This is a genomic window from Reichenbachiella sp. (assembly GCF_965233835.1).
In the GTDB taxonomy this organism is placed as follows: Bacteria; Bacteroidota; Bacteroidia; order Cytophagales; family Cyclobacteriaceae; genus Reichenbachiella.
This window is the reverse complement of the sequence record NZ_OZ247585.1, coordinates 4,518,550-4,544,209: the sequence shown is the minus strand read 5'-3', so window position 1 is coordinate 4,544,209 and position 25,660 is coordinate 4,518,550. Positions and strand designations below refer to the sequence as shown.

The following is a 25,660-nucleotide window of genomic DNA, read 5'->3' as shown; positions in this document are numbered from 1 at the left end:
TATGATCCGAATGAAAAAGTCAATAATAGATGAAAGGAAATGCAAGGGTTTGATAAATTTGCCAACTATTTAAACAAACCAAATTCAATGACATCAGATCAATTGAAAGAAGCAAAGGCCCGAGTGAGTGATCTCCGGGGCTATCTTTGACTACGATATCAAAGTAAAAGAAGTAGAAGAAGAAGAGTCTATCACAACTCAGGCAGATTTTTGGGACGACCCAAAACAAGCTGAAGCGATGCTGAAGCAAATCAAAGCCAAGAAAATTTGGACGGATGGTTTTGCTAAGGTGAATACCATGTGCGAAGATCTGGAAACGCTTTATGAATTCTATGAAGCCGACGAGGTAGAGATGTCGGAGATCGACACCGAATACGAAAAATTCATGGTCGTATTAGAAGAGCTGGAGTTCAAGCGTATGCTGAGCGGTGAAGAAGATCAGCTGGGTGCAGTCATGGAAATCAACCCTGGTGCCGGCGGAACAGAGAGTATGGATTGGGCTTCTATGCTGATGAGGATGTATATCATGTGGGGCGAAAAAAATGGCTACTCGGTAAAGCAATTGAACTACCAGGCTGGTGAAACGGCAGGTGTGAAGTCGGCTACTCTGGAATTCGATGGCCAATTTGGGTACGGTTATCTGAAGTCTGAAATCGGTGTGCATAGATTGGTCAGGATTTCTCCGTTTGATTCCGGAGGAAGGAGGCATACTTCTTTCGTATCGGTTTATGTATACCCCATTGTGGATGATTCTATTGAAATTGAAGTAAACCAAGGAGATATCGAATGGCAGACCTCTAGATCTGGTGGTGCAGGTGGTCAGAATGTAAATAAGGTAGAAACCAAGGTACAACTCACACACAAACCTTCTGGTATTGTGATAGTCTGCTCTATCGAACGATCTCAGCTGGCCAATAAAGAGCATGCAATGAAAATGCTCAAATCTCGATTATATCAAATTGAAGTAGACAAGCGCAACGAAAAGCGCGATGAGATTGAGAGTAGTAAAATGAAAATCGACTTTGGAAGTCAAATTAGAAATTACGTATTACACCCTTATAAGTTGATAAAGGACGCTCGAACTGGTGTAGAGCGTACTGATGTACAGAATGTGTTGGACGGTGATTTGGAAGATTACATCAAAGCTTTTTTAATGGGTCAGGGACAAGAAACCGACTAAATGATATTAGCAGCCATTGATATTGGTTCGAATGCCGTAAGGCTCCAAATCAACCGCCCGATCACCTACGATGGGGTGACTATATTTAAAAAACTCCAATACATTCGTTTTCCATTGAGGTTGGGTTCTGATGTATTTGAAAATAGCCAGATAGGAGACGAAAAATTTCGTGAGTTCGTCAAACTGATGCAGGCCTTCAAGAATATGATAGATCTGTATCAGGTCGATGAATACTATGCCTGCGCGACATCCGCCATGCGCGAAGCGGAGAATGGCAATGCTTTGGCTCAGGCTGTAAAGGCTGCATGTGATTTAGATATCAATATCATCAGCGGCGATTTGGAAGCTGAACTTATCAATCGAGTGATTGCTTTAAATCTACAATCAGAGGAACAATATCTTCACATAGATGTTGGTGGTGGTAGCACGGAGCTCACGATTTATCATGGTGAAGAAAAAGTGATCTCGAAGTCTTTTCCAATTGGTACGGTACGTCTCTTGAAAAAATCAGAGCATCAAGATGCTTGGGAAGAAATGCTTCGTTGGATTCAGGAGAATAAGGGGAAAAAGTCGCACTTTATAGCCATTGGGACAGGAGGTAACATTCGTAAACTCTACGAACTAACCAATAAGGAAAAAGGTAAATATATAGGTATCAAGAAGCTTGAAGAGGAACTTGAAATGTTAAAGAGTATGCCTTACGAGGAGCGGATAGTTAATCTTAAATTGAATGAGGATCGTGCGGATGTGATTATCCCTGCTTCTGAAATCTACATTACTATAATGAAAAAGGCTGGAGCAAAAAAAATCATGGTACCTGATGTGGGCTTAAAGGATGGTATTATCAGTTATCTTTATGATAAGAATGTCTTAAACAAACAGATATAGTATCTTAAAGACTTGAAGAAGATAGTTTCAAAAACTAAAGAAGCCGCCGATTTTATAAAAAGCGAAATTTGGAAGACCACCGAAACGGAAGGTTGGAAAGGTTTTAGGCTCAAGGTGATCAAAATTTTGGTCATCGCTGCGAAAGAGTTCAAGAAGGACAATATTGTACTTCAGGCCTCGGCACTCACTTATCTAACAATCCTCTCTATCGTTCCGGTAGTAGCTATGATATTCGGTATTGCTAAGGGATTTGGCATCGAGAACCTTATTCGGAAAGAGCTGGATAAAATTTTCATTGGCCAGGAGGTAGTAAAAGAAACCATATTCGATTTTGCTCAGAATTTGCTAGCCAATGCTAAAGGGGGAGTGATTATCGGTGTTTCTATTGTAGTCCTTTTCTTCACTGTTATGAAGCTATTGAATAATATAGAAGTAGTGTTCAATAGCATCTGGGGCAAACAAAAAGCTCGGGTTTTGATTCGAAAGTTTACCGACTATTTAGCCCTCATAGTGATTTCTCCTATACTCATCATTCTATCCAGCGGAGTTACCATATTCATTCAAAATCAACTTCAGGTGATAGGCCAAAATGATGAAATGGAGGCGCTGGTAACGCCAGTAGCTGCATTTTTTGTGCAACTTTCACCCTATGTGCTGATTTGGTTGTTGTTTACTATGATCTACGTAATCATGCCTAATACGAAGGTCAAATTCGTAAATGGCCTCATAGCAGGTGTGATTGCTGGTACATTATTCCAACTGGTTCAAAAAGGGTTTATTATGTTCTCTTTTCTTATGGGTAACTATGGAGCAGTCTATGGAGGTTTAGCTGTATTGCCCTTGTTCTTTATATTTTGCCAACTCAGTTGGGTCATTGTTTGTATTGGAGGCGAGTTGTCTTATGCTATACAGAAAGTAGATGAATACATTCCCGATGAGACCGATATCAAGTTCAGCATGGCAGAGAAGAACAAAATCGCGTTGCTCATTGTTCATGCGGTAGTAAAGTCATTTGAAAAGGATGAAGAGCCCTGGACCAAAAGAGCTTTGTCAATAAAACTACAAATTCCACATCGATTTGTCAGCAATGCAGTGAATAGACTGGTGAACGTTGGTATTTTGGTAAGGAGCCTTAGTGATAAGGGCGTGAATTACATATACCTACCAGCATTAGATATCAATCAAATTGATATTAATCTGGTTTTCAAAAGACTCAATGAAGATGGTGATAGAAAGCTGCATGAATCCAAAGTGAAAGCAGTGGACACTATCGAAAAATCTCTAAGTCAATTAAGTGCTGATTTGGGCAAATCCTCTGGAAATAAATTACTTAAGGATATATAGTTACTCTCCGATAATATAATTCTTTGTTGAAATAGTTATATTTACGTAACCAGCGACAGTGAATTTTAAAAGAAAGGAACAATGAAGCAATTCCCCAAATTAACTCTGCGTTGGAGCATATATGTCTTATGCTCAACGCTAATTTTTCAATCATGTGAATTAGATGCTACAGACGATACGCCCGATGATGATGGAGATGGTATCGAAAACGCGGTAGATATTTGCCCTGAAGTGGCGAACGCCGATCAAGCCGATGCAGATGGTGATGGTATTGGTGATGCCTGCGAGACCGATACCGATGAAGATGGGGTCATAGATGATTTAGATAATTGTCCCACCATGGCAAACGCAGATCAGGCAGATATTAATGAAAATGGTATCGGAGATGTTTGTGAAGGTGATGGTGATGAGGACGGAATTCAGGACTATCTGGATAATTGTCCCGAAACCGCCAATCCCGAACAGGAGGATTTTGATGAAGATGGTATTGGAGATGCATGTGATGAGACCACGGTAGAAGAGGATCAGGCTCATATTCAAACTGCTTTGGATGGTACTTTCAATTGCATTAGAAATCTAAAGAATGGCGATGCCATGGGTGTTGTTTTAGATGACATGGTTGGTCTCAACAACGGAGAAACTCCTGATGAAGCTTGGATGGATGCAGTTATGGAAAACCTTGGATCCATCATTGATACGGGAGAAGAAGATGAGTCCTTCCGACTAGTGATGGCCGATATAGGTGGTGTATTCGAATTCAATAAATCAGACAGTAGTTGGACGGAAACGAGTGCATCAACTTCAAAGGTTGAATTAAAGTTTCCTACCATTGAAGGAGGAAATAATAATGCGTCATTGGTTTTAGACAACTATACAGATAAAGAGTTTACTACTGATGACAGTACCTATTATTTGCCGACATCCGCGGCTTTGAGTCTAACGGTTGATGGTACTGAAGTGGTTGGTTTAACTATCAATGAAGTGGCTTATGGAACAGGAAATGTGCCTTTGCCAACCAAGGTAGATGTTGAAATTTTCTTAAAACCCTCAAATTTTCACATAGTGCTTGAGAGTCCGGTAGATACGAAGTTTGCACTGGATCTGGAGGTGTCTAATGAAGAAGGTTGTGGTTATGGAATAGAAGTAGATCTAGAACTGGCCCACAATCAATATGACGATATAGACTTTGATAACGATATTAAATCACTTACAGCTGGCATTCATCTGGAGCATTTGTCGGTAGTGACTGCCTCAGATTTAGCTCCGCTCTTTTCTCTTCAGGACCCCACTGAAGCTCAAATTAATGAATTGGTAGATTTAGATTTATTAGTCAATAATTTCAAAGTGGCCGACGTAGAATACAATGGTACGGAGGATATTCTTTACCTAATATTCAAGGATGATTCTCAAGAGGATGCTTTCAATTATTTTGAAAGCTTTTTCGATGATGTCATTGGACAAATCGAGTATTACACGGGAGACTTGTTTGAAGAAGAGGGATAAAAATATTGAAGGTCTGATTCTGTAATGATGGGATCAGACCTTAATTTTTCTTTGCTTAAAGGACCAGGTAAAATGAAAGACTGCGACTAAGGTTCCATCAGCGGTTTTACCTTCTGTTCTTAGCTTTACTGTTTCTGATTCACCAGAAATCATACATTTTTCAACCGCTTCTAGTACTTTACTTCCCTCACTGCAGGTGAATTTTACTCTTGAAGTTGCCTTTTTTACGAATTCGGCATCCATTCCTACTATGATTGAGGCTACACTTGGACTCTGTCCTTCAATGGCCATCAATGCCAGTGCGCCTGTAGACAATTCAGCAGCCATGGCCATCACAGCGAAGTACATGGATTTGAAAGGGTTCTGGTTGAGCCATCGGTGTGCTACTGTAGTAGAGGCATGATCTGGTTCCAATTCGATTACCTTCATTCCAGACGCCCAGCCCAATGGAATTTTCAAAAATAGGAAGGTTCTAAAAATCCAGGAATTGAGCATGCGCTTTCTGAATCGCTCTTGTGCTGCGGATAATGTCATTTTGATTGGGTTTAAATCATCGTGAATCTACTCATTTAGTCCATCACGACCAATTTCATTTAAAACTATGACCTAGATCATATTTCAATAGAGATACTTCCCTACATTTGCATCATGCCTTTGCGATTGACAGCCATATTGCTCATTTCTGTTATGATGTACAAGCCCATCTTGTGCACATGGACTGTTGTGGATTTCGCCATGAATAGAGATTACATAGCCTCTTACCTTTGCGAAAATCAAAACAGACCAGAGCTAGAATGTCAAGGAAAGTGTTTTTTGATGACCAAACTCAGAAAACAAATGAATGATACACGTGAGCACAAGGCCAAACAGTTGACTCAGCTGAGTAAAATAGATGTAATGAATATTCATGAATCGACGAAATTCGACTTCTTCAATTCAAATTTTATAGCCCTGAGAGGTGATACTAGCCATAATGTTATTGACGGATATTTGGCAGGTATCTTCCATCCGCCCATCGTTTGAGGTTGTCTTTTTGGATAACCAAATTCTAATTACAACATTCCCTAGAGGGATTATCAACAGCTTCTCTTTGTAATAGAGAAACTCAATAACTATTTATTCAAATACAAGTAGTGTGGTTCATTGCCTTTACACTACGCAAGGATTCAAACGATGAAGAAATTACAATACATAATAATATTAACTGCCTTAGTGCTAACCCAAGCTTGTTCAAACGACGACGATGCTCTTAATCCCGCTGGCAGCATGGTGGAAATAGCTTTTGCGGCGGTTCCCGATTCAGATTTCAAAGTGGTGATGTACATGGCAGAAGGTACGAGCCCAAAAGTAGGCTACAACGATTTTTCTCTAGGACTTTATACCAAGGATGGAGAGTGGTTGAGTAATGCCCATCTGAGTATCACGCCGATGATGGATATGACAGATATGGATATGATGCACAGTGCGCCACATGAAGCTGATGAACATGACGCCAGCATGGACATGTTGCAAACTTTTGCTACCGTTTTTGTTATGCCATCAATGATGGGCAATTGGACACTTGATGTATCTGTTATGGAAATGGATTCTGATTTTCAAGGCAAGGTTTCACTTCCGGTGACAGTCACAGTTCCTGAGTTAACAAGGTTAAAATCTACAGCGGAAGGGTATTGGATTTCTATGGTAAACAATCCCGATTTTGCAGTAGACAGCAACGATATAGAATTTACCGTGCACAAACGCGAGTCCGGTATGAGCTGGCCAGCGGTTGAAGATTTTACCATTGAGATAGAACCTGAAATGCCAGCTATGGGTCATGGTTCTCCAAACAATGTAAATCCTACACACGTTGGAAACGGACATTATCAAGGTACAGTGAATTTCACCATGACAGGTGATTGGGTGATCAACGTAACCGTGATGGACGGTGACGTACTGATATTAGAGGATTCATTCGAAGTGGTTTTATAACCTTTAAGAGGCTGTGTCATGACTTTTGACACAGCCTCATTTTATTATGTTCAAGCATATAATTAACCTTTTATTAGTATTCGTTTGCACGCCATTCTTTGGATATGCACAGATGGATCATGAGGCTTGGCTTGATTCAATCCAAAGCGATTCTTATATCGGTATGGAGGTTTGGCTAGATGATTTAGAATTATCGGAATCTAAATATTCCGGTGAGGCGGTGGCCTATGGTTTTTATAAAAATAACCCTCTGAATAGCACAGAAGATGTGCTTTCCCGATTGTCAGGTATCAACATGATCCGTCGAGGAAACTACGCCTGGGAACCCACGATTAACGGACTCAGTAGTGGACAAGTCAATGTAGCCATAGACGGCATGCGTATGTTTGGTGCCTGCACAGATAAAATGGATCCTGTGTCCTCATACGTGGAGCCGAACAACCTGGAAAGTATTGTAATCGAAAAAGGAGGAGGAGGAAGTGCGCACGGCAGCACAGTTGGTGGAGCCATAGACTTTAAACTCAAAAGACCTAAGTTTGATCAATCCTTGAGCGGTAGTCTAAATTCTAGGTACGAATCAGTCTCGAACGGATTGAGCCAATCGGCTAGCCTGAGCTATGGAACTCGCAAATTGGCCATCAGGATGAATGGTGGCTACCGCAATTTTCATGACTATACAGATGGAAATGGCGAAGAAGTTTACCACTCAGGCTATAAAAAAATCAACTACTCTGTAAGCGGCGCTTATCGCCTTTCTGACAGTCAGTTGATTCATGTTGACTTTCTTATAGACGATGCCAGGGATGTAGGATACCCTGGTTTGCCTATGGATGTCGCTTTCGCTAAAGCGAAAATTGGAGCGGTTACTTATACGCTGTTTGAGCCTACCGAGTGGTTACAGGAGGTGGAAGTAAAGGCCTATGCCAATGCAGTGGATCATTTGATGGATGATTCTAAAAGAGCTGATGTGCCAGTCCGAATGGATATGCCTGGCAATACCAAAACCTATGGCGGTTTCATGCAAGCTACAGGGCTTCGTGGGTCTCATACTATTCAAGGAAAGTTGGATGGCTATGCCACCAATGCCTATGCCGAAATGACCATGTTCATCCCTAACGAAAGAGACATGTTCATGCTCACCTGGCCGGATGTAGATCGACAGGATATCGGTCTGTTCGTTTCAGATCAGTGGCAGACTACCGACAAGCTCACTACTCAACTGAGTATTCGAGGCGAACAAGCTTTTACTCTAATGAAAAGCGAAATGGGTAAAGGACAGTTCGCCGTGTTTGGTTATGATGAAGATGACTTTTCGGTCAACCATTTTGTATTGAATACTGGCATCTCTTTGAATTATGAATGGACCGACCAATTCTCAATAAAAATCGGAGGCAGCTATGGCGAACGATTACCGTCCGTATCTGAGATGTATGGTTTCTATTTGTACAACAACTTCGATGGTTATGATTATGTAGGTAATCCCGAAATCAAAAAGGAAAGCTCATATCAACTGACTGGATCATTTAAGTATCAGCTGTTGGATAAGTTAGAAGTAAATGTCAGCGGATTTCACTATTGGTTCAATGATTATATCATTGGCTTCGTAGATGAAAGCCTGGACGCCATGACCATAGGTGCAAAAGGCACAAAGGTCTATGAAAACATAGATGGTGTTACATTTTCAGGGTTCGATGCACAAGTGCTGTATAGCGCATCCGAATACTTTCAGATGATGTATGCTGTGAAGGCCACCTACGCCAAGGATGGCGAGGGTACGCCGCTGCCTTTGATACCGCCGCTGAAGAATAACCTGACGTTAGTAGGGCAAGCCAAGGGATTCAAATTTCAGGCTGAAGGTGAGTGGTCTATAGCCCAGAAGAATATTAGTGAAAACACGGGTGAAGTGGCCACGCCTGCCTATCAGCTGATCCATCTCCGAACGAGTAAAGACTGGAAGTTTGACAAGTTTCAATTGGGTGCTTCATTGGGCGTAGAAAATCTGCTGGACGAAAGCTACCGCGAGCATTTAGATTGGGGAGGAGTGCTACGACCTGGCCGTAATTTTTATGCTTCGTTAAAAATTGGCTTTTAGACTTAAGTCATAGCCCAGTTTATCCGGGCTATGTGTTTCGGTCTTCTACCGCAGCGTCCATCATCTTGTACTTTGCGAAATGACAATTGATTGTTTGATCTCACTTCAAAAAGTTTTATCCTTGAGTAGCAGCTCTTTTAGAAAAAAAACCGAAGTTTTAAAAATTGTGGTAATGGTGCAGCGTATATATATATATATATATATAGTGCATAGTTGATATCCCAATGTTACCTGTAATTAAAAGAAACTAAAAATATGAAACATCTAAAATTCGCAATTGCTCTTGGAGCAATTATTTCAATCTCAGCTTGTAAAACTTATAAACTTCCTGATGCAAAATTGAAGCCTGACCAGGTTTGCGGTTATGATGCTTGTCAACCAGGAAATATTGGAACTGTTTTTCATTTTTATAAAAAGCCATTTTCATTAGAAGTCGATAACATAAAAACACCAAAGGATATTGCTGCTTCCGTTATTGGTCACACTTTTCCGTCTTCGAATATGTATGGTGACAGGGCTTTGACATGCTCATTCCAAACAGCTAATCCATTTGGAGATAATGATGTAGTGAACCTTGTAAATCCTACAGGAAGAAAATTTGATTATTTAAGAACGGAAAAGCTTGAATTAGATGTAAATTCCACTGTGAAAGGGAATATGGAGCAAATAAAGGAACTCAATCCTTCAAATACGAATCTCCCAGAAATTGAAGCAAAATTGACAGCAGCTTACACGAAAATCAATAATAAGGAACTGTCCATACAAGGCCGTTATTCGGAATGGGGATTGAGCAGGGATGCAATAGAACGCCTAATCAAAGATGATGGATTTGAAGATTGTAAAAAGTTTTTGACAGAAAAAAACTACAGAATTATTACTGCAATAGGGTTGGTGTATTTTGACATTACTTTTGACGAGACTAATTTGGACAAAATAGCTTCCGATTTACAAGCTGATTTGGCAACTCAATATGGTGTTAAAGGTGATATTTCTATTTCTTTCAAACGAGAAGTTAATCAAAATCTATCAGCCTCAACAAAAGGAGGTTACCAAATTGTTGTATGGAGACATGTTGGTGTTGGAAATTTAGTGTTATTGAATTAAAAAAGCAGGTAACAAAGTGTATAATGCATACCCTACGGGATACGCACCATACTTTATCCATAGTCCCCAAACCCCATGCTCACCCTAAGACCCACCTGCGAAAACTGTAACAAGCCGCTTCCTCCCCATAGCACCGAGGCGATGATCTGTAGCTACGAGTGTACTTTTTGTGCTGACTGTGTGAGCAATGTTCTTCACAACGTCTGCCCCAACTGTGGCGGAGGATTTGAAAAAAGGCCCATCCGCCCGAAGGCAGGGCTGGTGAAACATCCTGCTAGCGAGGAGGTGGTATATAAACCAGTCGATCAAGCTGCATTCCGACCACTCATGGAGAAAAACCAGAATATCCCTCCAGAGGAAAGGTAGTTTTTCATTTTGGTTGTAAATTGGTCCTGGTTTAATCTTTTAAGCCTTTGATTTTTAGCCTATTTACTTCAAACCATTCCAAAAATGAAATTTCTATACTGTCTTTCTATTCTTAGTGTCGTATTCGCCTGTCAGCCTTCGGATACTACCGAAACCATTGACAACCCCTTCGTAGTAGAACTCAACGAACCCGTTGACTTTGCGAGTGTCACGGCCGATGACGTTGCCGCCTATGGCGAGTACACCATTAGCCAGTCCGCTCATGCAGTCTCTAAAATCAAATCAGTTGATAATCCGACTTTTGACGACATCTTCGGTGTCTTTGATGATTTGAGCAATAACGCTGCTACTGCTTCCAACAAAAGCTTTTTGATGTACTGGACCTCACCGGACTCAGCTATTCGAGCGACAGGACTGGAGGGCTACAAGCGCATCGATTCACTCTTTACCAGTATCTACTCAGACAAAGCGTTGTATAATAAAATGGTGAGTTACACCGAAACGTCAGAATATGAAGGACTTTCAGCCAAACAAAAATTGTTGGTAGATGATCTGATTGATGGGTTTGAATTATCTGGTGTGGGGTTGAGCGAAGAAGACCTGGTGACCTACAAAAGATTGAATAAAGAAATTAACGATCTCACTGCAGAATATGCTACCAATATGAATACGGCTAACGAGCTGGTGGTGCTGAACGAAACTGGTGCTGAAGGGCTACCAGAAAACTTTAAAAAGACTTATGCCGCTGGAGAGGGTAGATATGAAATACCCGTGATCAACGCCACCAATGGACCCGTAATGAAAAATGCCTCTCGTGAAATGACACGAAAGAGTTATTACACAAAATTCAACAACAGAGCAGCTGATAAGAATTTGGTTATCCTAGATGAGTTGGTACAGAAGAGATATGAGTTGGCGCAGTTGATGGGCTATGACACTTATGCCGATTACAATCTAGTGCCTAAAATGGCCAAGAACCCGACTAACGTTTGGGACTTTGTCAATGGACTGGTAGAGGCTAGTAAAGGCAAAGCCATAGCTGATCTCGAGGAATTGGATCAGGCCAGAGCAGCTTATGAAAACGGAGCAGATGAGATGCTGGATACCTGGGATATATCGTTCTATAAGAATGAGATCTTGAAAACAAAATACAATGTGGACCCGGAGGAGATCAGAAATTACCTGCCCATGGATGACTGCCTAAAGGGCATGTTTGCCGTATATCAAAACTTGTTGAACTACGAGTTTAGAAAAGTAGAAAATGGTAGTGTGTGGCATGAGGAAGTGGAGATGTATGAAGTCTATGAAGGAGGAAAACTCAAGGGTAGATTTTACTTAGATCTTTATCCCAGGCCCAATAAAGAAACTTGGTTCTATTGTGTGCCGCTGGTAAGCGGAAAACAAAAGCCTGAAGGATATGAAGTGCCTGAGGCGATGCTGTTGGGTAATTTCACCAGACCTACAGAAACGCTCCCTTCTCTGTTGAGTCATGGTGAGTTGAGTACTTTGTTTCATGAATTTGGACACATCATGGACCAGATGGCTTATGAAGGAGAGTATTCATTGCAGTCCGATTCTAAGTCTGATTTTACTGAAGCCATGTCTCAGATTTTTGAAAACTGGATTTGGGATTATGAAACCGTAAGTTCATTTGCTAAGCATTACGAAACTGGAGAGGTACTTCCGAAAGAAACTTTTGACAACATGTTGAAGGCAAAAAATGTCGCTTCAGGCTTTTCTGCTATAAGCTCACTGAGAAGATGCATGTATGATCTCAACCTCTACAACTTATACAATCCTGAAAATAAAATACCTACAGATGATCTTTGGAAGAAAATAGATTCAGAGTTAGGTGTGAAAGATCTTTATGTGGAGGGCACACACAAGCAAGCTAGTTGGATTCACATCAATACGCATCCGGTGTACTACTATGGCTATTTATGGTCGGATGTATACGCCCAGGATATGTTCAGTGTATTTGAAAAGAATGGGCTGCAAGATCAAGCTACGGGTGTGAAGTATCGAAAATTGATCCTAGCCAATGGCTCTCAAAGAGATATTGTTGAAGCCGTAGAGGAGTTTCTAGGCCGTCCTTCCAACAATGAGGCTTATATGAAGAGCCTCGGGTTGTAATCATTATTGCCAGAAGTGAAGCTGATTGTTTTTTTGATTGGATTTTTCTCGGCGCTGAGTTTATCAGCTCAGCATCCGGGTAGTTATGAGGAGGACTTTCAGCTTTATAAAAAAGCTCTTTTAGAGACACATCCTTCATTATATAGATTTACAACTAAGGATCAATTCCATGATGTTCTCGATTCTATTGAGAAATCTATAGATACTGAAACAAACGAATGGGAGTTTTTCCGGGCATTGACCGGTGTCCATGCGATGATTCGTGAGAGTCACTCTTATCTAGGCGCTTCAAAGGATTTAATGATTCAGGCCAGAAGCGCGGAGCTTTTTCCGTTACGAATTTGGCTAGCTAAAGGTAGGATATTAGTGACTGGGAGCAGAGAAGAGGCGTATGACTACTTGATTGGAAAGGAGATAGAAAGTATCAATGGGCAATCGGTGGAATCCATAATAAGTTCATTAGAAACATTTTCCTTGTTGAATTCAGGGAATAACAATTCGGCCATGTACAAGGAGTTGTCTGGTTTTGACAACTTCTCTTTTGCCTATTATTTCAATATCAGCCAGGCTAATCAGTTTGAAATTGTTTATCAGGATGGTGAAGAATCCCGTAGCATATTGCTACATGGAAGCGATGACGATTTAGCTGACAATTTCCCGAAGTTTCCATCAGAGCCTATTCCTCCATATACATTCGTCATTGACAAAGAGGCGGATGCAGCTCGACTCACCATTACCACTTTTGCCTATTGGGTAGTGGACAAAAGCATAAATGACTATAAGGTATTTTTAAAGAATTTTTTTTCATCTATTGAAGAAAACAATATTAGAAATCTCGTCATTGATGTTTCCGAAAATCGTGGAGGTGAGGAAATGATAGGGGCGGAATTGCTGACCTATTTGATAGATCATCCTTTTGAAATATACAATCAAGTCAGTACGAAGACACTAGATTATAGTTTTACCAACAGCCTGCCTAATTCTTCCAAATTAAAATTTCCCAAGAAAAATTTCACGTACGCCGACTCATGCTTTGTGTTGCAGAAGGGAGAGGTTCTTAAAAGGTATGTGCCAAAACAAGAACATAAGTTTACAGGAAATGTATATTTCATTTCTAGCGGCCGATCGAGGTCAGCTACCAATATATTGCTTGCCCTAGCTAAGACCCATCAGGTCGGGACAATTGTCGGGCAAGAGTCTGGTGGTACGTTCAGAGACCTAGATGGAAGATGGCGCGCCACATTCAACTTGCCATTTTCAAAAGTCTTGGTTTCCTATCCTGTCTGGCGTTTTAAAATTAATTCTAAAGGCCAAGACCCACAAAGAGGGGTGATTCCGGACCTTCCGGTAGATAGGAGTGTGGAGGATATTTTATCTGGCAAAAAGCCAGAACTGGAATTTGTATATCAGCTGATAAGAAATGCACAATAGCAAATTGCCCTACTTGGTTCAGTGGACAATTAAAGCGGGCTACTGATCGTCAAACTGACTGTCAATGTCCTGCTCTACTTCAATGGCTGGTCGATAGATTTCAAACTCAACTCTGCGGTTGAGTTTACGATCTTCTTCGGTTACTTCATCTACAATGGGTTGCGAACTGCCATAGCCATTGTGTTCTACTCGGTTAGACCCGACTCCTCCGAAGATTACTACATAATCGCGGATGGTTTGTGCCCTATCCTTCGAAAGTTGAAGGTTTAAATCGTCTGAGCCATATTTATCCGTATGTCCCGAGATTCGTAGGTAGAAATCGGGGTTGTCATACATAAAGTTGATAATCTTATTTAGATCTCCATACATTTCTACTTTCAAGTTGGCTTGTCCGGCATCGAATTCAATAGATTCGAATTTAACCTTACTGGCGATGGGCTCTGTGACTTCGTGAAACTGAACCGGTCCGTCGAGATAAAACATCTCTTCTATTCTAAAGAATTCATCCCCTTGAATAATCAATAGGTAGTTTCTGTGGTTGATCAGGTCAAATTCAAAACTTCCGTCAGGTCGGAGGTACTTGGGAGCAACGGCTGTACCTTCGTCAAGGTCTATCACTGACACTATACCTGTAAATGGCTTTCCCGTCAAAGAGTCTGTCAATGATCCCGATATTTTAGTCAAAGCATCCGGCTGTGCCTCCATGGGTAATGGAAAAGAGTACAAATCCAACATGTTTAGATCGTGCGTAGCCGATCGCGAATAGAACAAATCCTTGGACTCTGAATCAATGGAGAAGTAAAATTCACTTCCCCTGCCATTCACAAGCGGTCCAATGTTGATAGGTTCACTCCATTGATCATTTTCGTGATAAGTTTTGTAAATGTCGAATTCCCCAAACTTGAAAAGCTGTCCGTTGGAGCTAAAAAACAACACTTCATGATTAGGGTGGTAGAATGGGCTCACTTCATTTTTTCGTGTGTTTACCACAGGGCCAAGGTTTTGCGCCGGCATCCATTCGTTTTTATCGTTTTTGTAAGTGAAATAGATGTCTGACAGACCAAACCCACCAATTCTGTCGGAAGCGAAATAGAGCGTATCCTCTGTGTGTGATAAACTTGGATGAGAATCCCAGCTCACACTATTTACGGTAAATCCAATATTTTCTATATCCGTCCAAACACTGTCTGCATTCAACTTGGCAATGAATATGTCACAATTGCCCATAGATCCGGGAGAATCACAACGTGAGAAGAAGAGGGTTTTACCATCCTTCGATATACAAACCGAGCCTTCATTGAATTGCGTATTGATTTCCTTTAGGTCGGTACTGAGCTCCCAATAGCCGTCTATTTTTTTGGAGATAAACAGGTCTTCATTTTTCCTATAGGTCAGTCCCTGAAAGCGTTCATTTCTTTTGGAGGTGAAAATCATCACTTGGTTGTCCATACCTAGCGTAGGTGCATAGTCTGCTTGTCTTGAGTTGATCTTTCTTCCCATGTTGAGCAATACACCTCGAGGTGGACGAATGGTGTCAATGGCTTTTCGGTGCTCTACGAGCTTGTAGTAGTAATCGAGCGGGACAAAATTATCAGTCTCTTGCGTATTGAGTGAATCATAGTACAATTCGATCTCCCGAATATCTATACTTTGGTGGTGGTGTCTAAGTACCAGCTTATACAGTGCCCTTGCTTCTTCTTCTGTGCCATAGACTTCTGTCAATTTGGCTAGTCGCCAAATCCAATACGTGTCGATATAAAAATTTCTGATACCAAATTGCATCACGTAATCTTGTAACGCAGGATAAAGTTCAGACCATTTTTTTTCCGACTCCAATTTCTTAATGTGGTTAAGTTTGGACTTGTCGTAGTACTCATTGACCTTGTTGATGTTCTTGAAATTGTAAATGCTGAACTGACCTTCTGTACCTAGGGTATCAATCTGCAATAGCGCACTGCTTTCCTTCTTTTTACCCAATAGTTGAGCATTTGACGATGTACAGGTCAGTGTCAGAACACTCAGTAGCAAGAAGATATTTTGGGATAAAAATTTAATCAATTAAAATTCCTTTTTTCGTTACATCCACATCAGCTATCTTAAGTTAGATTAGGATCGCGTTAGGTTTTTCAAATTTAGTACAGGCAACTTTGATAACGAATGAAAGCCACGATTAAATATAGTTAGTTTGGCATACCGATTGTAATTATAGTACGACTAAAAAATAGACCAGCTGTTTACGTGCAATTGTGCCAATATGACAGCATTGGAGCGAATAGTTTATGGAGTTGAATAATTTTTATAATTCTTATCTTTTTTCAGAACTGGCTAGTGAGGATGCGGAGGAGTTAATTCCGCTGGATTTAACAGGAGAAGATGATGAATTGGATCCGGCTGACCTTCCTGAAGAACTGCCGATTTTACCTTTGAAAAATGCCGTTTTGTTTCCAGGCGTGGTCATTCCTATCACGGTAGGAAGATCTAAGTCGATTCGATTGGTGAAGAAAGCGTATAGAACGAACAAAATCATCGGTGTTGCTGCTCAGATGAATGCAGGCGCAGAAGACCCGGGAGAGAAAGAGATATATAAAGTAGGTACCGTTGCCAAAATATTGAAGATGTTGGTATTGCCAGATGGTAATACCACAATCATTATCCAAGGCAAGAGTCGAATGGAGATCAAGCAGGTGGTGCAAGAGAATCCGTATTTGACTGCTAAGGTAGATTTGCTGACGGAGAATTTTGTTGAAGACGAAAACAAAGAAACTGTAGCGATTATCTATTCGCTAAAGGATGCGGCCAAGAAGATATTAAAGCTTAACCCTGAGATTCCTAAAGAAGCACAAGCCGCTTTAGAGAACATCAACAGTTTTAAATTCCTTACACACTTCTTGTGCTCCAACATAAATACTGAGGTAAAAGACAAGCAAAAATTACTTGAAATCAATGATGGAAACAAAAGAGCTGAGGCCCTTTTGAAATACATGCTCAAGGATATTCAGGTTTTAGAGCTGAAGCATGAAATTCACGATAAGGTAAATACTGACATCGACCAGCAGCAGCGGGACTATTATTTGCGCCAGCAAATGAAAGTCTTGCAAGATGAGCTTGGGCAAGGAGGTGCAGAGCAAGAACTGGACGAATTGAGATCGAAAGGTCTGAAGAAAAACTGGCCTGAAGAAGTGGCTCAACATTTTGACAAAGAATTGGGTAAGATTGAGCGCATGAATCCAATGGCGGCTGAGTACCCGGTAGCTATGAATTATGCCGAGCTTTTGGTAGAGCTCCCATGGAATGATATATCCGAGGATAATTTCGATCTCAAACGTGCTAAAAAAATACTAGATCAGGATCACTTTGGTCTCGAAAAGGTGAAGGATCGTATCATTGAGTACCTTGCGGTTCGAAAACTAAAAAATGACCTCAAGGGCCCTATTTTGTGCCTTTTTGGCCCTCCTGGCGTAGGTAAAACTTCTTTGGGTAAATCAATTGCTAAGGCTTTGAATCGTGAATATGTGAGAATGTCACTGGGTGGTGTACATGACGAAGCAGAGATTCGAGGACACAGAAAGACTTATATTGGCGCTATGCCAGGCAAGGTGATTCAGAACATTAACAAGGCCAAATATTCCAATCCGGTTTTTGTATTGGATGAAATTGACAAAGTATCTTCCGACTTTAGAGGAGACCCTTCTTCCGCCTTGCTTGAAGTGTTGGACCCGGAGCAAAATGAAACGTTCAAGGATAATTTCCTTGAGGTGGAATATGATTTATCTAAAGTGCTGTTTATAGCTACAGCTAATTCATTGGATACCATTCAGCCTGCACTTCGTGATAGAATGGAAATCATTGAAATCACCGGATATACGCTGGAAGAAAAGATTCAGATTGCAAAGAAACATTTGTTGCCTAAGCAGCTGAAAGAGCATGGATTGAAGTCAAGTCAGCTTTCCATGGATAAAAAGGCCTTCTCCAAATTGGTAGATGACTATACCAGAGAATCTGGAGTAAGAAACCTAGAGAGAAAAGTAGGCGCTGTGGTAAGAGATGCCGCAAAGTCTATAGCGATGGAAGAGGAGTATGAAAAGAAAGTAACTCCAGACGAAATTCGAAGAATTCTTGGTGCTGAGGTGTTTGATAAAGAGCTTTATCAAGACAACAAACATGCGGGTGTGGTCACTGGTTTGGCCTGGACATCCGTCGGCGGTGAGATTTTATTCATAGAATCTAGTTTGAGTAGAGGGAAAGGTAAATTGACCCTTTCCGGTCAGCTAGGTGATGTAATGAAAGAATCCGCTATGACGGCGCTTTCCTATTTGAAGTCCAATGCCGAAAGATTGGGAATTGATTATCGCGTATTTGATAATTATGATTTGCACATACACGTGCCTGCTGGCGCTGTGCCGAAGGATGGCCCTTCGGCTGGTATTACCATGCTGACCTCTTTGGCCTCTGTATTTACCCAAAGAAAAGTAAAGCAGAAACTGGCTATGACGGGTGAAATCACACTCAGAGGTAAAGTGCTTCCGGTAGGTGGAATCAAGGAAAAGATTTTGGCTGCGAAGAGAGCTGGGATTAAGGAGATTATTCTTTGTCAAAAGAACAAGAAGGACATAGATGAAATAGATGATAGATACGTCAAGGACTTGAAGTTTCATTTTGCTGAAACTGTTGAAGAAGTCTTGGAAGTGGCTTTGCTGACACAGAAGGTTCCGAATGCCATGGAGCTGGTAACTGTAGAGCAAAAAGCGTAACCAAGGTCTATTCTCGATTTAAGATTATGAATATGAAAAAACCTGCTGTTGTCATTTTGTTATGGATACAAGCAGGTTTTTTATTTGCTCAAATAGATAATTCCTTTCAATATCTGGATCTTCCCATAGGTGCCCGTGTAGCTGGACTAGGAGGTGTCATTAATACGTCTACCGATGACGATGTCAACTTATTTTTATCAAATCCGGCCTTGCTCGATTCGGCCAATGACAACCATGTTTCGTGGAGCTACCTTGGGTTTTATGCAGATGTAAAATACAATACGTTGGCCTACGCCAAGACTTTTAAAAAAGCGGGTACATTTGGCATAGGCATTCAGCATCTGGGATATGGTTCCATCGACAGCTATGATGCTTCGGGAAACTCGATAGGCAGCTTCGATGCCAATGAGACAGCGCTAGTGGTTTCACACAGTCATCAGCTGAGTGTGTTCAAATTGGGCATGAACCTAAAATATGCCTATTCAGGAATATACACTTACAATAGTTCAGCACTAGCCCTTGACATCGGGGGAGCTTTTATTCATCCAGAAAAGGAATTTATGGTTTCTGTGTTGTTCAAAAACGTAGGTTTCGTCATGTCTGAATATTCGGACACATCGAATTCTTCTTTACCCACCGACTTGCAAGTGGGATTAACATTCAAACCAGAGCACATGCCATTCAGGTTCTCATTTACTGGGCACAACTTGTTTGATTTAAACGAAACCTATTATGATGAAAATCTTGCTAGCAATGAAGAACCAGATGTGGTAGATCGCATATTTCGTCATATCAATATAGGTACAGAAATATTGTTGAGTCGCAATTTTAATATTCGACTTGGGTACAACCATCTGGTACGAAAAGAACTTAGCTTATCAGAAAAATCAGGACTATCCGGGATGTCCATGGGATTAATGGCGAGGATCAAAGCTTTCGAACTTTCCTATACGTTTACCACGTATCATGTAGATAGCGGGCGAAGCTATTTCACCCTAACTAGTAATTTGAATAGAGTATTTAAGAAAAAGTCAATCATATAAAATGTTAAATAAAGATCAATATCTCACCCCTAAGCAGATTGTAGCCGAATTAGATAAATACATCATTGGGCAAAAGGATGCCAAACGGAATGTGGCCATTGCACTTAGAAATCGCTGGAGAAGGATGAACGTGAAAACCGAAATTCAGGGCGAAATCGTACCGAATAACATTTTGATGATAGGTGCCACTGGTGTGGGTAAAACAGAGATAGCACGTCGACTGGCCAAAGTGGCTGATGCTCCTTTCGTGAAGGTGGAAGCATCCAAGTTTACAGAAGTAGGTTATGTAGGTCGTGATGTAGAGAGTATGGTGCGGGATTTGGTGGAACAGTCTGTAAGTCTGGTGAAGCATGCCCAAAAAGAAAAGGTAAAAGAAAAAGCCGAAGAGATTGTTGAGAATATCATTTTGGATGCTCTCATTCCTCCGGTGAAGAAAGCGCCCTCTACGATTACTACAAATCCTGAGGGGACTCAGTCAATCCCTGTAGATGATGCCGAACTTAATGAAAAAACCCGTGAGCGCTTCAGAGAAAAAATCAGAAATGGAGAACTCGAAGACCGAAAGATCGACATTAGTGTGAGCCAAAACTCTACTGGTGGTGTGGGTATGATTGGTGGCGGAGGTATGGACGAGACCTCCATGATGAATATTCAGGAGATGATCGGGCAAATGATGCCTAAGAAGTCCAAAAAAAGAAAAGTGACCATTGCTGATGCCAGAAAGCTTCTTATGGAAGAAGAATCTTCTCGACTCATCGATATGGACGAAGTGAAAGAAGAAGCTATTGAGAAGGCTGAAAACACGGGGATTATTTTTATCGACGAAGTAGATAAGATAGCTGTGGGAGCTTCTAAGAAAGGTGGGCCAGATGTCAGTAGAGAAGGTGTACAGCGAGACTTACTCCCAATCGTAGAAGGCAGTGCAGTCAATACCAAATACGGTGTGATTAATACTGATCATATTTTGTTCATCGCAGCAGGTGCTTTTCATTTTGCTAAGCCATCTGATTTGATCCCTGAGCTTCAGGGCCGATTTCCTATCAGAGTAGAACTTGAAAATCTGACCAAAGGAGATTTTGTAAGAATACTGAATGAGCCGAAAAATGCGCTAACAAAGCAGTATACTGCTTTAATCGGTTCTGAAGATGTGGATATTGTCTTCAATGAAGAAGCCATCGAAGAAATTGCTTCAATAGCTTTTAATATCAATGCCGAAATTGAAAACATTGGCGCCAGAAGGTTGCACACTGTCATGAGCAGATTGCTCAATGATATTTTATTCGACATTCCGGATAAAATTGGTCCAAATGCGAAAATTGTCATTGACAAATCCAAGGTTCAAGAGAAGTTGGATGGAATGGTTGAAAACAAAGATTTGAGTCAATTTATTTTGTAAGTTGCGACTGTTATGCTACTCACCACCAAAATTCCATTAGGTTATATTTTTAGAAACACTAAAAAGGACATATTCTTCATTTTTTGTGTGGCGTTAGTCGCGGTAGTAGCCTATCGTTTTTATGACATAGCCAATATTCCACCGAATATTACTGGTTTGGTGGGTACCTCCATTTCTTTGGTTATTGCATTCAAGTTGAGTCAGTCTTATGATCGCTGGTGGGAAGCACGCAAAATCTGGGGAGCCATTGTCAACGATTCCAGAACTTTAGTACTGCAACTTCGCAGTTTTACCAACGGAAAGGAACCTGAAATAGTGAACAGAATGGCAGAGCGTCAAATCGCCTGGTGTTATGCTCTGGGTCAATCTTTGAGAAAACTAGCCCCTTTGGAAGGGATAGATGGTTTTCTATCATCAGACGAGCTAAAAAGCATTGGAAGCCACAAAAATGTACCACTGGGATTATTAGATTTTCATTCCCAAGATATTAGCACTTTGCACGGCTCGAAAAATATCAATGACTATCAGCAGATGCAATTGGATGACACCATCGTTCGTTTGTGTGAATCCATGGGTAAAGCAGAACGGATTAAGAATACGGTTTTCCCAACGACCTATCGGCTTTTTCTGCGTTGGTTCATTTACATATTTGTCATTTTGCTGTCTATTACATTAGCAGAGACGGATGGTTATGGTGATATTCCACTTCTGCTATTAATTACCATTCCTTTTTTCTTATTAGAGAAGACAGCTTATTATCTACAAGACCCGTTTGAAAATAGACCGACCGACATCCCCGTTACGCTTATAGCCAATACCATTCAGACCAATCTCAGACAGCTGGTAGGTCAGATGGAAGTTTCGGATCAAAAAGCACATGAAGACTTCTATGTGATGTAGCTTATTGGATGCTTCGAATGGGAGGCAAATGTCTGATTCTGTATCAAAACCTCGAGGGAAATTTCAGTTTATTAGATTGAATCGAGAATGACTATATTTATAGTCTAACCCTTTATTCATGTGCTCTAATTATTTCAGACATCTGTTTGTACTAAGCAGCGTATTCATATTTAAATGCGTGTTTGCACAACTGCCTGGAGTAAATCAAAGGTTCAATCTCAACCAGTTTTCAACTGAAGATGGCTTATCTCAAAGTAATGTTTATCAAATTATTGATGACAGTGACGGATTTGTTTGGATTCTAACAGACGACGGACTCAATCGTTTTGATGGCTATAAGTTTAGTGTTTACAAATATGATCCGGACGATAGCACATCTATCTCTGACAATAAGATGAATTGTATGGTTGAGGATTCTAATCAGAACCTATGGGTAGGAACAAGTCAGGGTGGATTTTGCAGATACGATAAAAATAACAACAACTTCAAATGCTTTAAGTATGACAGCCAGGATAGTACCTCACTTAGCCAGAACACGGTAACAGGTATTATTGAATCAAGCGATGGGAATTTGTGGATTGGCACCAATTGGGGGTTGAATATTTTCAATCCAGCTAATGAAACCAACAGAAGAATTATGGCTGATTCTTCAATAGTCAATTGTCTACTTGATAACCGCGTATATTCTGTTTTAGAAACTCCTAATCATGAGGTGTGGGTGGGGTCTGCCACGGGTATTTCAATATTTGACCTGTCTGGGAAGTGCCTTAGAAGAATCAAAGGAGGAGGACGCTTAGGCTTGGTTGAAGGCCAGGTTAGAAACATGATTGCCGAAAAGGATGGTACAGTCTGGGTGAGCGTGGAAAGTAAGGGTTTGTTGAAATATGAGCCTGCAAATGATCAGTTTATTTTTTATGGAGTAAAACCAAATGCGAAGGGTTCCCTAGGTAGAGCCTATATACGAAGTTTGTTTATCGATACTCAAGACAATCTCTGGATAGGAATGGATGGGTTTGGATTTCAGTTCTTGGATCGAGAAACGGGCCTTTTTCATACTATACTCGATAATTCAAACTTGGATACTGATGTAATAGAGAAATTATATGAGATTCATGAAGACAAAGATGGGAATTTATGGTTGGGCTCCTACGGATATGGCTTTTTCGTGCTAAATGTAAATAGCAAAAATTTTGCTCATTATACCAAAAATGAATTCGATCCATTAGGGCTTAGTCACAGTTCTATACTGTCAGTTGCGGAGAATAATAAGGGGAAAGTTTGGTTAGGAACTGATGGAGGCGGTCTCAACCTTTTTAACCCGGAGGCAAACGGTTTTGAATTCTTAACTGAAAAACAAAGATACATTGGCGGAACAGTAATCAAATCTCTTGCGATAGGTGCAAATGAGGTGCTTTGGGTGGGGGCGTTCAACGATGGACTGACAAGAGTCCAAGCAGATTTTAAAGACATTGAGTGCTACCACGAGGGAAATTCAGGGTTGGAGAGCAGCAATATTTGGTCTCTTCTTGTGGATAAAAAAGAAAGACTATGGATAGGTACTTTAGGAGGAGGCCTTCACCTATGGAATGAGGATACCAAAAGTATTAGGAAAATTTCTACAGCATATGACGAAGATCCATCAATTACTGCGCTCAATGTGGTCTGCTTGATGGAAGATGCTGAAGGAAATATTTGGTTAGGAACAGGTGGGCATGGGGTATTGAGGTACAATCCTGAGTCTGGAGAGTCTAAGCGTTTTTTATCAGGTTTAGAAGATCCTTATAAGTTGAGCCATAGAGAAATTCGGTCCTTGTATCAGAGCGAAAATGGAAGCATTTGGATTGGCACTACTTTAGGGTTGAATAAATACGACCCTCAGACAAAAAAAATTGAAAAGATCTACAAATCTGATGGCCTGCCCAGTGATGTTATAAAAGGTATAGTTGAGAATGAAGGGATACTTTGGTTAAGCTCCAGCGACGGTGTTTTTAGTTTCGATCCTTCGACAAAAGAAATTGTGAAGTACAATGGCTCGGATGGATTGCAGGGCCGGGAATTTAATTACAATGTGACCACCAAAATATCTACTGGTGAAATTTTAATGGGTGGGGTAAATGGTCTAAATACTTTTTTCCCAGACAAAATTCGAAACAATACCAAAGAGCCGAAAATTTTGTTTACCAACTTTTTGCTCTTCAATAGACCGGTCGATATAGACCCTAATGGTTTGTTGAAAAAGGAAATTAATCAGGTTAAAAAACTCGAGTTTGCCTACGATCAATATATTTTCACTATCGAGTTTGCCGCAGACGAACAGAATTTTCCAAAAGAAAATCACTACCAATACAAGTTAGATGGATTTGATCCGGACTGGAGTGAAGTGGGGGATGTTCGCGCAGCAACCTACACAAATCTACCGGCTGGCGAATATAAATTTCTGGTACGAGCTACAAACAATGCCGGAGTTTGGAGTAACAAAGTAAGAACGCTGGATATTACCGTACACCCGCCTTGGTGGCGCACCAAGACCGCTTATGCGATTTTTTTAGCTTTTGGTATTTTGATGATATTGGCTATCGTAAGACTACGAACATCTTATTTGTTAGCACAGAAAGTAAGGCTTAGACGGTTGGTGAGCAAAAGGACAAAGCAGCTAGAGGAGAAGAATGAGCGAATTACGATGCAAGCAGAGGAACTCAATACCTTCAATGATACCTTAAATGCACTGAATGAAAACCTAGAAAAGACGGTAATAGAACGTACCAATGAACTAGTGGTGAAAAACAAGAAACTCTCTGATTACGCTTTTTTAAATGCACATAATCTGAGAGCTCCAGTGGCCAATATCAAAGGACTGATCCAGCTGATGAACCTTGACCTGACCCCTGAAGAAAAAGAAGATTACATTCAGAAAATAAAAGAGCAGGTCGAAGATGTAGATGCCGTGCTATATGACATCAATCAGAAGTTAAAAAAAGACACCCTCATTGATGAGGAGGAGATTAAAGATATTTTAGATCAATCAATCAATTCCTCTTCCTCTTCAGATACTTCATCCTGAAGTTCTGATACGGGAGTAAGATTATCAGGAATTTCTTCTTCATCCATTTCTGGGAAGACTTCTACAAGGTTGGTTTTTGTTATGCTCGAGATTTCAAAAGGGACAAGCATATTATCTAGGCTTTTTTCCACTTTTTCATACGCATCTTTCACACTTTCAGCGCTAGTAAGAATGTAAGTGGTGATTTTCACTTCTTTTTCTGAATCGCCGTCTACAGTCGAATATTGGACTTTGCACTTATACCAATAATCAGCGTCCTCAAAGTTGATCACTTCACTAATATTAGTCTTAGAAATGGTCATGATCTGGAACTCTCCACTTACAGTTCTTTCCATGGCACCGTAGATTCTGGACTCAGCGTCGGTATACGATACAGCGTCAACCAAATGCAATTCTGAGGTTTGCTTTAGGATACCTTCTTCGTTTTCTTTTGAATATTTTGCCTTACACTGATACCAGATTTTCATGTTATATGCTTTTAAGAATTAAAAAATGAA

At 40.7% G+C, this 25,660-nt stretch carries 19 protein-coding genes; 16 read left to right on the top strand and 3 right to left on the bottom strand.

Annotated features, from left to right (window positions below):
* Positions 1 to 87: 87 nt before the first annotated feature.
* The 4 genes from prfB (at position 88) to ACO6S2_RS19220 (ending at position 4,915) form a co-directional block, all read left to right on the top strand.
* Positions 88 to 1,180, top strand: a protein-coding gene (gene prfB, locus ACO6S2_RS19235) for a peptide chain release factor 2 (RefSeq protein ID WP_422360187.1) whose coding sequence is annotated in 2 segments (ribosomal slippage) — positions 88 to 147 and positions 149 to 1,180 — 1,092 coding nt in all. Because the reading frame shifts where the segments join, the coding sequence is not laid out codon by codon here.
* Positions 1,181 to 2,068 carry a phosphatase gene (locus tag ACO6S2_RS19230; protein WP_422360186.1) on the top strand — a complete coding sequence of 296 codons (888 nt, stop codon included), beginning with the start codon at positions 1,181 to 1,183 and terminating at the stop codon, positions 2,066 to 2,068.
* Positions 2,069 to 2,080: 12 nt separating this feature from the next.
* Positions 2,081 to 3,412, top strand: coding sequence for a YihY/virulence factor BrkB family protein (locus ACO6S2_RS19225; RefSeq protein WP_422360185.1), 1,332 nt, complete (start codon positions 2,081 to 2,083; stop codon positions 3,410 to 3,412).
* An 81-nt stretch (positions 3,413 to 3,493) separates the two neighbouring features.
* Positions 3,494 to 4,915, top strand: coding sequence for a thrombospondin type 3 repeat-containing protein (locus ACO6S2_RS19220; RefSeq protein WP_422360184.1), 1,422 nt, complete (start codon positions 3,494 to 3,496; stop codon positions 4,913 to 4,915).
* A 33-nt stretch (positions 4,916 to 4,948) separates the two neighbouring features.
* On the opposite strand, the gene ACO6S2_RS19215 is transcribed toward ACO6S2_RS19220, so the two are convergent.
* A complete protein-coding gene (locus ACO6S2_RS19215) occupies positions 4,949 to 5,449 on the bottom strand; it encodes a DUF4442 domain-containing protein (RefSeq protein WP_422360183.1) in 501 nt (166 codons plus the stop codon).
* A gap of 114 nt (positions 5,450 to 5,563) precedes the next feature.
* On the opposite strand from ACO6S2_RS19215, the gene ACO6S2_RS19210 reads away from it, so the two are divergent.
* The 7 genes from ACO6S2_RS19210 (at position 5,564) to ACO6S2_RS19180 (ending at position 14,012) form a co-directional block, all read left to right on the top strand.
* A complete protein-coding gene (locus tag ACO6S2_RS19210) occupies positions 5,564 to 5,938 on the top strand; it encodes a hypothetical protein (RefSeq protein WP_422360182.1) in 375 nt (124 codons plus the stop codon).
* Between the two features lie 150 nt (positions 5,939 to 6,088).
* Positions 6,089 to 6,886 (top strand): FixH family protein, encoded by a 798-nt coding sequence (locus ACO6S2_RS19205; protein ID WP_422360181.1) that lies wholly within the window; start codon positions 6,089 to 6,091, stop codon positions 6,884 to 6,886.
* A gap of 46 nt (positions 6,887 to 6,932) precedes the next feature.
* Positions 6,933 to 8,978 (top strand): TonB-dependent receptor, encoded by a 2,046-nt coding sequence (locus ACO6S2_RS19200; RefSeq protein ID WP_422360180.1) that lies wholly within the window; start codon positions 6,933 to 6,935, stop codon positions 8,976 to 8,978.
* A gap of 255 nt (positions 8,979 to 9,233) precedes the next feature.
* Entirely contained in the window at positions 9,234 to 10,082 is an 849-nt protein-coding gene (locus tag ACO6S2_RS19195) for a hypothetical protein (protein ID WP_422360179.1), read from the top strand.
* A gap of 75 nt (positions 10,083 to 10,157) precedes the next feature.
* Entirely contained in the window at positions 10,158 to 10,448 is a 291-nt protein-coding gene (locus ACO6S2_RS19190) for a DUF1272 domain-containing protein (RefSeq protein ID WP_422360178.1), read from the top strand.
* A gap of 84 nt (positions 10,449 to 10,532) precedes the next feature.
* Positions 10,533 to 12,581 carry a M3 family metallopeptidase gene (locus ACO6S2_RS19185; RefSeq protein ID WP_422360177.1) on the top strand — a complete coding sequence of 683 codons (2,049 nt, stop codon included), beginning with the start codon at positions 10,533 to 10,535 and terminating at the stop codon, positions 12,579 to 12,581.
* Positions 12,582 to 12,596: 15 nt separating this feature from the next.
* On the top strand, positions 12,597 to 14,012 hold the full coding sequence (locus ACO6S2_RS19180) for a S41 family peptidase (protein WP_422360176.1): 1,416 nt from the start codon (positions 12,597 to 12,599) through the stop codon (positions 14,010 to 14,012).
* A 39-nt stretch (positions 14,013 to 14,051) separates the two neighbouring features.
* Here the strand turns inward: ACO6S2_RS19180 and ACO6S2_RS19175 are convergent, their stop codons facing one another.
* On the bottom strand, positions 14,052 to 16,040 hold the full coding sequence (locus ACO6S2_RS19175) for an OmpA family protein (protein ID WP_422360175.1): 1,989 nt from the start codon (positions 16,038 to 16,040) through the stop codon (positions 14,052 to 14,054).
* Between the two features lie 251 nt (positions 16,041 to 16,291).
* Here ACO6S2_RS19175 and lon point away from each other — a divergent pair, with 251 nt between their 5' ends.
* From lon to ACO6S2_RS19150, 5 genes are all read left to right on the top strand, one after another.
* Positions 16,292 to 18,763: an endopeptidase La gene (gene lon, locus ACO6S2_RS19170; protein ID WP_422360174.1), complete on the top strand. Its 2,472-nt coding sequence runs from the start codon at positions 16,292 to 16,294 to the stop codon at positions 18,761 to 18,763.
* A gap of 32 nt (positions 18,764 to 18,795) precedes the next feature.
* Positions 18,796 to 19,806, top strand: coding sequence for a type IX secretion system protein PorQ (gene porQ / locus ACO6S2_RS19165; protein WP_422360173.1), 1,011 nt, complete (start codon positions 18,796 to 18,798; stop codon positions 19,804 to 19,806).
* A gap of 1 nt (position 19,807) precedes the next feature.
* Entirely contained in the window at positions 19,808 to 21,202 is a 1,395-nt protein-coding gene (gene hslU / locus ACO6S2_RS19160) for an ATP-dependent protease ATPase subunit HslU (RefSeq protein WP_422360172.1), read from the top strand.
* A 12-nt stretch (positions 21,203 to 21,214) separates the two neighbouring features.
* Positions 21,215 to 22,102 (top strand): bestrophin family protein, encoded by an 888-nt coding sequence (locus ACO6S2_RS19155; RefSeq protein ID WP_422360171.1) that lies wholly within the window; start codon positions 21,215 to 21,217, stop codon positions 22,100 to 22,102.
* A gap of 118 nt (positions 22,103 to 22,220) precedes the next feature.
* Positions 22,221 to 25,163, top strand: a complete 2,943-nt coding sequence (locus tag ACO6S2_RS19150) for a ligand-binding sensor domain-containing protein (RefSeq protein ID WP_422360170.1) — start codon at positions 22,221 to 22,223, stop codon at positions 25,161 to 25,163.
* Here ACO6S2_RS19150 and ACO6S2_RS19145 read toward each other — a convergent pair.
* Positions 25,121 to 25,630, bottom strand: a complete 510-nt coding sequence (locus ACO6S2_RS19145) for a DUF4494 domain-containing protein (RefSeq protein WP_422360169.1) — start codon at positions 25,628 to 25,630, stop codon at positions 25,121 to 25,123. The two genes, ACO6S2_RS19150 and ACO6S2_RS19145, sit on opposite strands and share 43 nt — an antisense overlap.
* Positions 25,631 to 25,660 lie beyond the last annotated feature (30 nt).